The organism is Pseudomonas sp. REST10 (assembly GCF_029542605.1).
Classification (GTDB): Bacteria; Pseudomonadota; Gammaproteobacteria; order Pseudomonadales; family Pseudomonadaceae; genus Aquipseudomonas; species Aquipseudomonas khazarica.
In genome coordinates this window covers 4436813-4448761 of the sequence record NZ_CP035677.1, presented here as the reverse complement: position 1 = coordinate 4448761, position 11949 = coordinate 4436813, and the positions used below count along the sequence as shown (strand labels likewise).

Below are 11949 nucleotides of genomic sequence, written 5' to 3'. Positions count from 1 at the left end.
GATGGCAACTATCACATCGATCCATGGTGCGGACGTATCACCTCCGCATGGGCTGACGCATGCCCGGTTGCGCCAGTTGCTGGAGGCGCTGCATGCCCAGCAGCACACCGAGCAGATCATGCAGGCGCGCATCGTCAGCCTGCAGGTCGAACTCGATGGATACCGCAAGCGCCTGCAGCGCCTCAACGGGCTGGCTCACCAGCAACAGCGCCAGGCGCTGACCGATGTGCTGACGAAGCTGCCGAATCGCCGGGCCTGGGAACTGCGCCTGAACGAAGCGCTGGCCTGTCACCGGCGCCACGGCGGCGACCTGCAACTGGCATTCCTGGATGTGGATCACTTCAAACGCATCAACGATGACTTCGGTCATCCGGCGGGCGACAAGGCATTGCGCCTGATCGCCCGGTTGCTGGCGTCGCGTTTGCGCGACAGCGACTTTCTGGCGCGATATGGTGGCGAGGAGTTCGCTATCCTGTTGCCCAATACCGGCCGGGAAGCCGGCTACGCGGTGCTCTCGGAACTGTGCAAGAGCATCGAGTCGGCGCCCTTTCATGTGCGTGGCCGGCGCCTGCGTATCACCTGTTCGGCTGGTCTGGCGTCGTTCTCGGCTGGCGAGTCGGGCGTGGAGACCCTGCGCCGGGCCGATCAGGCCCTGTACAGAGCCAAGAGAAATGGCCGCAATCGCCTGGAGTTGGACTGAGTGACAAGGGAAATGGGGATGCTGGGGTTGCGTGGTGCCTTGAGCGCTGGCGCGTGGTTCTGCAGGGCATTGCTGGTCGTGGGGGCGTGCGCCAGCGTGGACGCATTGGCCGAGCCTGTCGAGGACGGCGAACTGGTCGGCCCGCTGGCTCCGCAGTTGCCCGTCTATGTCCAGTACCTGGAAGGGCGGGCGTGGATAGTCGACGCGCGCGGCGCGGAAACGGCATTGCGCGAAGGCATGCTGGTCGATGACAAGGAAGGTATTCGCACCGAGGACTCCACGTTCGTCAGCCTGGTCAGTGGCGACGGTTCGCGCATCGTCTTGCCGTCCAGCTCCCAGGTCGAACTGCACTGGGAAGAGGAGCACGAACGCCTGCAGATCATGCTGCGCCAGGGCCAGGTCGAATCCTACGTGCGCAAGCAGGCGGAGGACGACGAACACTATCAGGTGCTGACCCCGGTCGGGGTGCTGGGGGTGCGTGGTACCCACTTCCGCGTGCGCATTGCGGAGGGGGAAACGCGCAGCCTGTCCGAGGTGCTCGAAGGGGGTGTCGCGGCGCGTCGCGTCGATGACGAGCAGTCTGCGGTGCTGGTCGGTGCCCGTCAGGGGCTGAACCTGCTGCCACAGGGCGAGCTGCGTCCGGTCGAGCTGCTACCGGCGCCGCGTCTGCTGGGGCAGGGCGGTCGCGACATGAGTTCGGGCAACTGGACACTGCTGCTGCAGCCGCTGCCCGGTGCCACCCGCTATCGCGTGCAGCTGGCCAGCGACGAACAGTTCCTGCGCATTCGCCAGGAGCGTTTTTCCGAGACGCCCAGCGTCAACTTCAGCGGGCTGCCGGTCGACACCTACCATGTGCGCCTGTCCGCCTTCGATGACAATGGCCTGGAAGGCATGACCTCGGTCTACCAGATCCTCTATCTGCCGGCCTGGCGTCGCAATGCCCCATGAGCCGGGGCGCTCGGGCGCCTTCTCGATGTCCGGGCGGCTGTTCCGGCGCATCGTCCGTGAATGGGCGTTGCTGGCGCTGATCCTGCTGCCGCTGGTCGCCTTTCTCGCGCAGGGGCGACTGAGCACGCTCGACAACCTGATCTACGACCGCTTGCTCGGCTGGACCGCGGTGCCGCAGGACTCGCGCTTGTTGCTGGTGGAGATCGATGACCGCAGCCTGGCGGCCATCGGGCGCTGGCCCTGGCCCAGAGGCGTGCATGCCGACCTGATCGAGCGTCTGCACCAGGCGGGGGCCGAACTGGTGTTGTTCGACGTGATCTTCACCGAATCGGCCCGTCCTGAAGAGGATGAGCCGCTGGCCAGGGCCGTCTGCCGTTCAGGCAATCTGCTCCTGCCGCTGCTGCGTGACGGCAGGACCCGGCAGGGCCAGGCCCCGGGTGAGATCCTGCCCTTTTCATCGCTGCGCGAGTGTGCGCTCGGCCTCGGTCACATCAATGTCGAGGCGGATGGCGACGGCGTGGTGCGCTCCGTCTACCTGCACGAGGGCCCGCCGGGGCGAACGCGCCCCCTGCTCGCGCTGCAGGCCTTCGCCCATCTGCAGCCGGGTGCCGCCGCCGAGTTGCCGGGGCGCCCGGACGGGGAACTGCTGGCCGGCTGGCAGCGGCAGAACAGGATCCGCATTCCGTTCTCGCGGCAGTTCCCCGTCGTGCCCTATCTGAGCGTGCTGCGCGGGGAAGTGCCGGACAGCCTGTTGCGCGGTCGCGTGGTACTGGTCGGCGCCAGTGCGCCGGGGCTGGGGGACCGCTACGTCACTCCCGTGGCCGGTAGTGCGGGCGTGACGCCGGGGGTGGCGATCCAGGCCAGCATTCTCAACGGCTTGCTGCAACGGCGCAGCATCGTCGAGCCCGCCGCCTGGGTCACGGCGCTGATGGCCTGCCTGCCGGTGGCGTTGCTGCTGATCGCCTTCCTGCTGGCGCGCTTGCGTCATGCCCTGGCGCTGACACTGCTGATGGCCGCCGCGAGCCTGGCGCTGTCCTGGGGGCTGTTGTCCAGCGGCTGGTGGTGGTCGCCCGCAGCGAGTCTGCTGGGGCTGCTGCTGACCTACCTGCTATGGCACTGGCGGCGGCAGAGTGCGGTCCTGGCCTACTTCGGCTGGGAGCTGGCCCGCCTGGACGCCGAGCCTCGCGTGCTTCCCGAGCAGGACGTGGCGGCTGCCCCCGAGGGGGATGTGCTGCAGCAACGCATCATGGCGCTGGAGCGCGCGCTGGCGCGGGTTCGCGACACCCGCCGCTTCATGACCGAGGGGCTGGAGCAACTGCCCGTGGCGACACTGGTCTGCGATCCGCAGGGGCTGATCCTGCTGAGCAGCGCAAGGGCCCGACACATCGTCGGCGATGCCCGTCTGGGCGGGCAGGTGAACGAGCTGCTGGTCGAGCTTGGCTATCCGCCGGGTTTGGCGGGTGACCTGCGTGATATGGGTGGCGTGGAGTTCTGCAGCCCGTCCGGCCTGCACCTGCGCCTGGAGGTGGCAGCGATGCGCTCTGCCAGCGGAGCGCTGGCGCTGGGCTGGCTGGTGGCCCTGCTCGACCTGAGCGCCGAGCGCGAGGCGCAGGCACAGCGCAGCACCATGCTGCGCTTTCTGTCGCATGACCTGCGAGCGCCGCACTCGGCGATTCTCGCCCTGCTCGAGCTGCAGAAACGCGTGGCGCCGGGTGACGACAGCGTGCTGCAACAGATCGAGGGGCAGGTCCGGCGGGCGCTGGGCCTGACCGAGGATTTCGTTCAGCTGACGCGTGCCGAGTCCGAGGACTATCGCTTCGAGCCGACCCTGATCGGGACGATCGCGCTGGACGCCTTCGAGCAGGCCTGGCCGCTGGGACGCGCCAAAGGCATCGAGTTGGCGCACCGGCTGGACGACGACGAGACGCTGGTCAGCGCCGACCACGGGCTGTTGTGCCGCGCGCTGTTCAACCTGCTGGAAAATGCCATCAAGTACAGCCCGTCCGGAACGCGCGTCGAACTGGCGCTGCGGCTCGAAGGCGACTGGATCTGCTGCAGCGTCATCGACCAGGGGCGTGGTATCGCGGCCGCGGACCTGTCCCTGCTGTCCCTGCCATACCGGCGGCTGGGCGATGTCGAGGCGAGCGAGGGGCTGGGCCTGGGGCTGACCATGGTGCGGGCCGTGGTCGAGCGGCATGCCGGGCATCTGGTCTGCGAGAGCGAGGTCGGTACGGGCAGCCGTTTCAGTATCGTCCTGCCGCGTCTGGAGAGCTGAGCGCTCAGTCTGCCCAGCCGCGATAGACGTGGGTCATGGGCCGGGGACCCTTGAGGTAGCCGCTATCCAGTTGGCGGATGTGAAAACCACCGGCCTGGATCAGCGCCGGTATGTCACGGTCCAGGTGGCAGCCGCCGGCCAGGGGTTTCCACACTGGCGTGAGGCGTCGCTGCCAGCGCACCACTGGCAGGTCGGGTGCCAGGCCGTGTTCGCAGAACAGCAGGCGACCTTCCGGCTTGAGCACGCGGCGCATCTCCCTGAGCGCGGCGACGGCGTCGGGAATGGTGCACAGGGTGAAGGTACAGACGATGTCGTCGAAGCTGGCATCCGCTGCCTGGATCTGCCCCAGTTCCAGGGCGATCATCTCCACCGCGACAGGGCAGCGCGCGGCCCGTTCGCGGGCCAGGCGCTGCATGTCGGCAGAGGGGTCGACCCCAACCACGACCTCGACCCGCTGCGGATCGTAGAACGCCAGATTGAGACCGCTGCCGATGCCGATCTCCAGCACCCGGCCCCGTGCCAGCGGCACGATCTGCGAGCGGGCCTTCATCACCGCCCCCATGCCGCAGGCGAAGTCGATCAGCTGCGGCAGCACATGACGGTCGTAGAAGCCCATGGCCTAGGCTTCGTCCTCATCGTCGTCGTCGTCGTTGTCACCGCGAAAGGCGGCGAAGCACTTGAGGCCATGGCTGACACCGTCACTCTCGAGGTGCCAGCTGTCGTCCTCCTCGCTGTGGCGTGCGGCCTGGACCGAGGCCAGGGAAAACTTCCACAGGCGCCGTTCGCGGCCATCGATGCAGTGCACCTGCAGCAGGGGCTTGGCCGAACTGTCGCTGCCGGCCGTGCCCGCGCTGATCTGTGCCAGCAATTCGGTGTCGAGGTCGAACTGCCAGGCATACAGGCCGTCGATCTCCAGCATGTCGGCGTCTTGCAGGGCTTCGATCAGGCTCGTCGGTTTCATCGTTTCATCCACGGCATCAGCGCCCCAGACGGCGCAGGTCGGAAGACTCTATCACGCGGATACCGTCCTCTTCCTCCAGCGCCAGGCGCCACAAGGCACGGGCCAGGGCGCAGGCGTCGATGCCGCGGTACTTGCCTGGCAGCCAGCGCAGCAGGGGGGCCGCGAGGCGCTCGCCAAGGCGGAATTCATGGCGCGCCCCGAGCAGCAGCGACGGGCGGGCGATGGTCAGTTGCGGCCAGCCCATGGCCTTCAGCGCCTCTTCGGTCTCGCCCTTGACGCGGTTGTAGAACACCGACGAGTTCGGGTTGGCGCCGAGTGCGCTGATCACCACCAGGTGCCGCGCACCCAGCTCGCGAGCCCGGCGGGCGAAGGCCAGGATCAGGTCATGGTCGATGGCGCGAAAGGCTTCCTGCGAGCCTGCCTGCTTGATGGTGCTGCCCAGGCAGCAGAACGCGGTATCGACCTGGCCGGACAGTTGCGGCAGCAGGCCCTGCAGTTCGCCAACCGGGTTTTCCAGGTGTGGGTGGGCTGCCAGGGGGCGACGGGTTGGCGCCAGCACGCGGGCTACCGTCGGTTCGCTGAGCAGGCGATCGAGCAGGTGTTCGCCCGTGAGCCCGGTGGCTCCGGCGATAAGGATGTGCTGCGGAGTCAGATACATGCACTTGTCTCTTGTTCGTTACAACTGAGCTTAGTCGTTCGCTGCAGGGCTGGCCACGGCACTGAGTGCGCGTTCGGCCTGGCTCTGGCGCAGGTTGCGCCAGTGCTGGAGTACACCACGCGGCGCCCAGATCTGCGGTTCGGAGGGTTCGAAACCGTCGCTCTGCTCACGTTCGGCAACTCTTTCCTTGGCCAGTTCAAACGCTCGTTCGAGATTGTCGGTCTCGCCCAGTGCCTCGGCGAACAGGGCGCGGCCGAAATAGGTGAAGTCGTTCTCTTCGCTGCAGCCGAAGGACACCCGGTCGGCACGTGCTGCGGTCATCACCAGGGTCTTCTCGTCCTTCAGCGGCGGGATGAAGCCGCCGGAGTAGCAGGCGGAGATCACCACCACCTTGTTGCGCTGCTTGAGCGGCGCCAGCAGCGCGGCGAGCTCGCTGGCCGGCAGGTCGGCCAGCTGCAGGCGTGGCTGGTCGAGGCTGAGTTCGTGACGGCGCGAGCCGTGGCTGGTCAGGTAGATGAAGATCAGGTCTTCCTCGCCAGTGCGCTCGGCCAGCGTCCGCACCACCCGGGTCAGGTTCTCGCGGGTGGCCAGCGGGCGGTCGGCGAGGTGGTCGCGGTGGTTGACCAGGGTGACACTGGAGAAGGCGCCGAAGCGTTCGCGCATCAGGCTGCTGACGTAGTCGGCCTCACGCATGAACACGCTCTGCTTGCCGTCCCCGGCGAGCGTCAGCGCGTACAGCTCGCGCGCCGGCGTGGACGCCGGGATGGCGGCGATGGTCTCGTCGAGCAGACGTCCCTGCAGCAGCAGGCCCAGTTCGAGGCTGTCCGGCAGCGCCTTGCCCTGCTCGTCGCGGATCAGCCGGCCGCGCTGCCAGGTGCCGACCAGACGGCTGCCATCGGCCTGGGTCAGGGTGCCCTTGCCATTGTATTCCCCGGCGGCGAAGCGCCCCTGGTAGACACTGCCGTCGGCCAGGGTGAGCAGGCCTTCACCGGCGTATTGCCAGTCCTCGAAGTCGCCGAGGTAGCGGGTGCCGTCGCCATCGTTGTATTCGCCGGAGCCCTGCATCACGCCATCGATGAACTCGCCGGCCCAGACTGCGCCGCTGGCGCTCTGGTAGCGGCCCTTGCCGTTGAAGTCGCCGTTGTGGAAGCCACCGCTGTAGGTGTCGCCGTCGGCGCTGCGATAGCTGCCCTGGCCATTGAGCTGCCCCTGGCTGAACGCGCCGCTGTACTGGTCGCCATAGGCATCGTCGCGCACGCCCTGGCCCTCGGGCTGGCCGTCGACGAATTGCCCCTGGAAGCTGCTGCCGTCGGCCATCTCCAGTTTGCCCAGGCCATGGAACTGGTCGTTGCGGAACTCGCCCTGGTAGCGCTGCCCGTGTTGTTCGAACACGCCTTCGCCACTGAAGCGGTTGCGCTCGAACTGGCCCTGATAGCGACTGCCGTCGCTGTAGGTGAGGGTGCCCTGGCCATGGAACATGCCCTGGTGGAACCCGCCCTGGTAGTGCTCGCCACCCGGTCCCTGCCATTCGCCGTCGCCTTCGAGCATGCCGTCCTGGAACTGGCCGACGAACCAGCTGCCGTTGCGGTAGTCCAGGCGCCCGGGGCCCTGCAGCAGGCCATCGACGATTTCACCACGGTACTGGCCGCCATCCGGCAGGGTGGCGTTGGCGGGCAGCAGCGGGCGTGCTTCGTCGCAACCGGCGAGGAGCAGGGCCAGACAGATAGGGAGCAGGCGCAGGGCAGGGGGATTCATCGCGGACATCCAAGTCGGTACGTTGCGAGCAGTATGCCGCAAGCCCGGAGGCTTGCGCTGCTGCACTGCACGCTTTGCCGTCGCAAGGTTGCCGCTTCCGGCGGCGAACGCCGGAAGCGACAACGACTCGGTATGCCCGGGGGGCTCAGACGAAGCAGAGGGTCAGCGGTTCGGCGATGTAGGCAGGTTTCTCCTGGCCTTCGATCTCCAGTACGGCGCGTGCCTTGAGCAGCCACTGGCCGGGGTTCTTCTCGGTGGCGTCGGTCAGCGTCACCACCAGGCGTACCCTGGAGTCGACCTTGACCGGCTGGATGAAGCGTACGCTGTCGAGGCCGTAGTTCACCGCCATCTTCAGGCCTTGCGGCATGATCATGATCTTTTCCATCAGCATCGGTACCAGCGACAACGAGAGGAAGCCGTGGGCGATGGTGGTGCCGAAGGGCGTCAGCTTGGCCTTTTCCGGATCGACGTGGATGAACTGGTGATCGCCGGTGCACTCGGCGAACTGGTTGATGCGCTCTTGATCGATGGTCAGCCACTCGGATTTGCCGAGTTCCTTGCCAACCTGGTCCTTGAGCTCTGCTACGGGTACGAACGGCATAGTTCCTCCTTGAGGACGCGGGTGTTTTTCTTGTGTGCGTGAATCCGTTGCGGCCTAGATCATCATGAGGGCAGCAGTCGGTCAAGCCTGCCTTGGCGCACTGAATGACGCGGCATAGGCCAGCCTGACGAAGCAATACGGAGGCCAGTGACGGCGTATCACGCCTATAATGGCCGACATGCCTCAAAGGATGCCCGGAATCCCCTCGTTCAGTCGGGGTGATGGTCATCGCTCGTCTTCTGGAGACCTCAACCATGCTGCTTCGCGGCCTCTCCTGGCTGGTGCTCTGTCAACTGCTCGGCACCGCTCTCAACGTTCTGCTGCTGCCGATGCTGCCCGGCCCGATCATCGGCATGCTGTTGCTGTTCGTCTTTCTCCTGCTGCGCGGCGAAGTGGGTGAGCCGCTCAGCGTCGCCTCCAGCAGTCTGCTGAAGTACCTGCCGCTGATCCTGGTGCCGCCGGCCGTCGGCGTAATGGCTTACGCCAGCGATATCGCTGCGGATTTCTGGGCGGTGGTCGGCGCGCTGTTGCTGTCGTTGCTGCTGTCGGTGGCGTTTGCCGGCTGGCTGATGCAGAAGCTGATCGAGCGCCAGCAGCGCCGGGAGGACGCATGAGTCCGGACTGGCAGGGCGCCTGGCAGGCGCTGACGCATCACCCGCTGTTCGGCATCGGCATCACCCTGGGCGCCTACCAGCTGGCGATGGCGGCTTACGAACGTACCCGCTGGGTGTTCCTGCAGCCGGTGCTGGTGTCCATGCTCACGGTGATCGGCATTCTCCTGCTCTGTGGCCTGAGCTTCGCCGAGTACAGGAACAGCGTGGCCGCGCTGACCCTGCTGCTCGGCCCGGCCACCGTGGCCCTGGCGGTACCGCTGTATCTCAACCTGCGGCGGATTCGCCAGCTGTTCTGGCCGATCGTCCTGACCCTGCTGCTCGCCGGAACCGTCGCCACCGTGCTCGGTGGGGGGCTGGCCTGGCTGTTCGGTGCCGAGCACCTGATGCTGATGAGCATGGCGCCGAAGTCGGTGACCTCGCCGATTGCCATGCTGGTGGCCGACCAGATCGGCGGTATCGCGGCGCTGGCCGCGGTGTTCGTGATGATCACCGGGGTCATCGGTGCCATCGTCGGGCCGTCGATCCTGCGCCTGTGCCGGGTCCACCATCCGGCGGCGCAGGGCATGGCGCTGGGCATCACCGCGCATGCGGTGGGGACGGCGCGGGCGCTGCAGGACAGCGATGAGAGCGGTGCTTTCGCAGCCCTGGCCATGAGCCTGATGGGGGTGATCACGGCGGTGCTGTTGCCGCTGGCGATTGCCCTGTTCCTGTGAGAGCCTGCCCCACGACCGACCACACGTCGCCTGCGCGGCGTCGAAAACAGGCTGTGAAACCATGAATCTCCCGCTGTTTCCGCTCAACACCGTGCTGTTTCCGGGCTGCGTGCTCGACCTGCAGGTATTCGAGGCGCGCTACCTGGACATGATCAGCCGCTGCATGAAGCAGGGCAGCGGTTTTGGCGTGGTCTGCATCGTCGAGGGCGAGGAGGTGGGCGAGGCCGCCAGCCGTTTCGCCGCCATCGGTTGCGAGGCGCTGGTGCGCGACTTTCAGCAGCGCACCAACGGCCTGCTGGGGATTCGGGTCGAGGGTGGGCGACGCTTTCGTGTCGAGCGGGCGCAGGTCCTGCCTGATCAGCTGACCGTCGCCGAGGTGCACTGGCTGGAGGAACAGCCGGACAGTCCGTTGCACGGCGAGCATGCCGACCTCGCCGCCCTGCATGCGGCACTGGCCGAGCATCCGCTGGTCGCCGGGCTGGAGATGGCGGGGGTGGTCAGCGGCCAGCAGCAACTGGCCAACCAGCTGGCCTACCTGCTGCCGCTGGAGCCGGGGCAGAAGCTGCAACTGCTGCAACTGGACGATCCCGGCCTGCGCCTGGAGCAGCTGCACGCCATGCTGGAGCTGCTTCAGGGCGATGCCTGAACCTCAGTAGGCGTAGCGCAGCAACGCCGTCGACAGTTGCCAGGTGGCCATGCCACCGAGTACCGCCAGGCAGGCTGGCAGCACGATCCACCACAGACGCGCCGGGAGTGCCGGCAGCGGCTGCTGGCGCTGGCACAGGGCGAGGCTGAGGCCGCAGACGGTCGAGGCCAGCAGGGCACCGGCGATGATGTCGCTGGGCCAATGCACACCCAGGTAGACCCGCGACAAGGCGATCGCCACGGCCGGCAGGCTGGCCACCACCAGCCAGGCGAGCCGCAGGCGCGCCGATTGGCCGCGCCCGGCCAGCACGCCGAGCACCAGGAAGAAGGCGAAGGCCGCCGAGCTGTGGCCGCTGGGGAAGCTGAAACTGGTCAGGGGTTCGCTCAGCACATCGGGGCGGGCCCGGGCGAAACCATGCTTGAGCGCCGTGTTGCTCAGCGCCGTCAGCAGCAGGGTGGAGCCGGCGAACAGCAGGTGACGCCAGCGCCGCGCCAGCAACAGCAGGGCGCACAACACAATGGCGGCCGCCAGCTGGGTATGGAAGTCCCCCAGCCGTGTCAGGGTGCCGATCCACTTGTCCAGGTGTGCCTGACGCTGTTCCTGGACCAGGCTCATCAAGCCCTGGTCCAGGGCATCCAGATGCGGCCAGCCGATGACCATGGCCAGCAGCAACAGCAGGCTGAGGCCGCCGCCCAGCAGGCTGGCGCGCGGTTTCTCCGCCAGGCTGGCGTGAATCGTCGCCAGCAGGACCACGCCGATGCCGGCCAGCAGCAACGCGGCTTCGCTCCAGAAACCCTCGGCCATCGGCAGGCGCAGCGCGGCGCCGGTCGCCCAGCCCGGCAGCAGGTAGGCCACAGCCCAGCCGGCGGCGGCGACGAGGCTGACCAGCACGAAGCGCAGCAGCGGCATGTCGAGCATGCCGGCCACCATCGGCAACATCGGCCGCAACGGTCCGATGAAGCGCCCGACCAGCAGGCTGGCCACGCCATAGCGCTGGAAGTACAGCTCCGCGTGGAGGACCCATTGCGGGTGGCGGCGCAGGATCGGCAGGCGCCCGATGTTGTGCTTGAAGCGCCGGCCCAGCGTGTACGACAGCAGGTCGCCGCACACTGCGCCGGCATAGGCCAGCGCCAGCGTCTGCCACAGGCCGAGGACGCCGCTGCCCGCGAGCAGGGCGACGCTGAACAGCAGGACCACGCCGGGCAGGAGGATGCCGACCAGGGCCAGGCACTCGAGCAGGGCGATGAGGAAGATCGCCAGCCCCAGCCACTGCGGGTGGCCGCCCAGCCAGGTGGTCAGGTTGTCCAGCCAGACGCTCATCGCTGCCCTCCCTCCGCGTTCAGCAGTCGATAGTCGCGGCCTTCGACCTGGCCCCGGCGCAACGGGTTGCGTGTGCAGTGGCGGGCAAAGGCGGCATCGACGAAGCGGTAGGGCAGGTGCTCGTCACGCCCCAGGGGGATGCCCAGGCGCGCGCACTGGATGATCGTCTGCGGGCGCTCGCCGACATCCTCGACGAACAGTCGCAGGGGATCGAAATGCTGCGCATCCCACTCCGGCACTTTGAGGCCGAGCGTCTTGCACAGCAGGGTCTGTCCGGCGCAGAGGCGTTCGGGCGGGCGTGGCTGGCCGAGGCGGTCAGGGTTGTTGCGCTGCATGGTGGCGAGCGTCTGTGCGTCGCTGATGGCGTCGAACCAGGGATGTGCGGACTTGATCAGCACGGCGTTGCCAGGGCCGCAGGCGCTGAAGTTCAGCGAGTCGCTGCCACGGGCGTAGTACATGTAGATGTGCCCGCCGCCTTCGAACAGCGCCTTGCGCTTCTCGGTGTAGCCGAGCGAGGCGTGGCTGCCCTTGTCGACCAGGTAGTAGGCCTCGGTCTCGATGATGCGCGCACTCAGCCACTGCTCGCCGACGCGGTGACGGATCACCTTGCCGAGCAGTTCGCGAGCCAGCAACTGGGCGTCGCGGTCGAAGAAGGCAGCGGGCAGTGGCCGGGCGCCAGGCCAGGGCAAACTTAGGGTGGGTTCGGCGGGCATGATCTGTCGCAGGGACTCGTGGCGTTCTACTCTGGGGCCGCGAGC

At 67.4% G+C, this 11949-nt stretch carries 13 protein-coding genes; 6 read left to right on the top strand and 7 right to left on the bottom strand.

Features of this window, described 5'->3' with window-relative positions; all coding sequences use genetic code 11:
* Position 1: 1 nt before the first annotated feature.
* The 3 genes from EWH21_RS20970 to EWH21_RS20960 are packed head-to-tail and all read left to right on the top strand — an operon-like array spanning position 2 to position 3923.
* Positions 2 to 700 carry a GGDEF domain-containing protein gene (locus tag EWH21_RS20970; protein ID WP_277699241.1) on the top strand — a complete coding sequence of 233 codons (699 nt, stop codon included), beginning with the start codon at positions 2 to 4 and terminating at the stop codon, positions 698 to 700.
* A gap of 18 nt (positions 701 to 718) precedes the next feature.
* Entirely contained in the window at positions 719 to 1648 is a 930-nt protein-coding gene (locus EWH21_RS20965; RefSeq protein WP_277699240.1) for a FecR domain-containing protein, read from the top strand.
* On the top strand, positions 1638 to 3923 hold the full coding sequence (locus tag EWH21_RS20960) for a CHASE2 and HATPase_c domain-containing protein (protein WP_277699239.1): 2286 nt from the start codon (positions 1638 to 1640) through the stop codon (positions 3921 to 3923). The genes EWH21_RS20965 and EWH21_RS20960 overlap by 11 nt, the downstream gene beginning before the upstream one ends.
* A gap of 4 nt (positions 3924 to 3927) precedes the next feature.
* On the opposite strand, the gene EWH21_RS20955 is transcribed toward EWH21_RS20960, so the two are convergent.
* The 5 genes from EWH21_RS20955 to EWH21_RS20935 all read right to left on the bottom strand — a co-directional run bounded on the left by EWH21_RS20955 (position 3928) and on the right by EWH21_RS20935 (position 7898).
* Positions 3928 to 4539, bottom strand: coding sequence for a class I SAM-dependent methyltransferase (locus EWH21_RS20955; RefSeq protein WP_134675760.1), 612 nt, complete (start codon positions 4537 to 4539; stop codon positions 3928 to 3930).
* A gap of 3 nt (positions 4540 to 4542) precedes the next feature.
* The gene (locus EWH21_RS20950) at positions 4543 to 4884 is read right to left on the bottom strand and encodes a DUF5629 family protein (RefSeq protein WP_047584641.1); all 342 of its coding nucleotides are present in this window, start codon (positions 4882 to 4884) and stop codon (positions 4543 to 4545) included.
* A 16-nt stretch (positions 4885 to 4900) separates the two neighbouring features.
* A complete protein-coding gene (locus EWH21_RS20945; protein ID WP_277699238.1) occupies positions 4901 to 5542 on the bottom strand; it encodes an oxidoreductase in 642 nt (213 codons plus the stop codon).
* A gap of 30 nt (positions 5543 to 5572) precedes the next feature.
* On the bottom strand, positions 5573 to 7297 hold the full coding sequence (locus tag EWH21_RS20940) for a C13 family peptidase (RefSeq protein WP_277699237.1): 1725 nt from the start codon (positions 7295 to 7297) through the stop codon (positions 5573 to 5575).
* Positions 7298 to 7442: 145 nt separating this feature from the next.
* A complete protein-coding gene (locus EWH21_RS20935; RefSeq protein ID WP_047584648.1) occupies positions 7443 to 7898 on the bottom strand; it encodes a MaoC family dehydratase in 456 nt (151 codons plus the stop codon).
* A gap of 254 nt (positions 7899 to 8152) precedes the next feature.
* Here EWH21_RS20935 and EWH21_RS20930 point away from each other — a divergent pair, with 254 nt between their 5' ends.
* From EWH21_RS20930 to EWH21_RS20920, 3 genes are all read left to right on the top strand, one after another.
* Positions 8153 to 8512, top strand: coding sequence for a CidA/LrgA family protein (locus EWH21_RS20930; RefSeq protein WP_037051546.1), 360 nt, complete (start codon positions 8153 to 8155; stop codon positions 8510 to 8512).
* Entirely contained in the window at positions 8509 to 9225 is a 717-nt protein-coding gene (locus tag EWH21_RS20925; protein ID WP_277699236.1) for an LrgB family protein, read from the top strand. Before EWH21_RS20930 ends, EWH21_RS20925 begins: the two co-directional genes overlap by 4 nt.
* Before the next feature lie 61 nt (positions 9226 to 9286).
* Positions 9287 to 9871: an LON peptidase substrate-binding domain-containing protein gene (locus EWH21_RS20920; RefSeq protein WP_037051551.1), complete on the top strand. Its 585-nt coding sequence runs from the start codon at positions 9287 to 9289 to the stop codon at positions 9869 to 9871.
* Positions 9872 to 9874: 3 nt separating this feature from the next.
* Here the strand turns inward: EWH21_RS20920 and EWH21_RS20915 are convergent, their stop codons facing one another.
* Both EWH21_RS20915 and EWH21_RS20910 read right to left on the bottom strand, forming a co-directional pair.
* Positions 9875 to 11191 carry a bifunctional DedA family/phosphatase PAP2 family protein gene (locus tag EWH21_RS20915; protein WP_277699235.1) on the bottom strand — a complete coding sequence of 439 codons (1317 nt, stop codon included), beginning with the start codon at positions 11189 to 11191 and terminating at the stop codon, positions 9875 to 9877.
* Positions 11188 to 11904, bottom strand: coding sequence for a DNA-3-methyladenine glycosylase (locus EWH21_RS20910; RefSeq protein WP_277699234.1), 717 nt, complete (start codon positions 11902 to 11904; stop codon positions 11188 to 11190). Before EWH21_RS20910 ends, EWH21_RS20915 begins: the two co-directional genes overlap by 4 nt.
* Positions 11905 to 11949 lie beyond the last annotated feature (45 nt).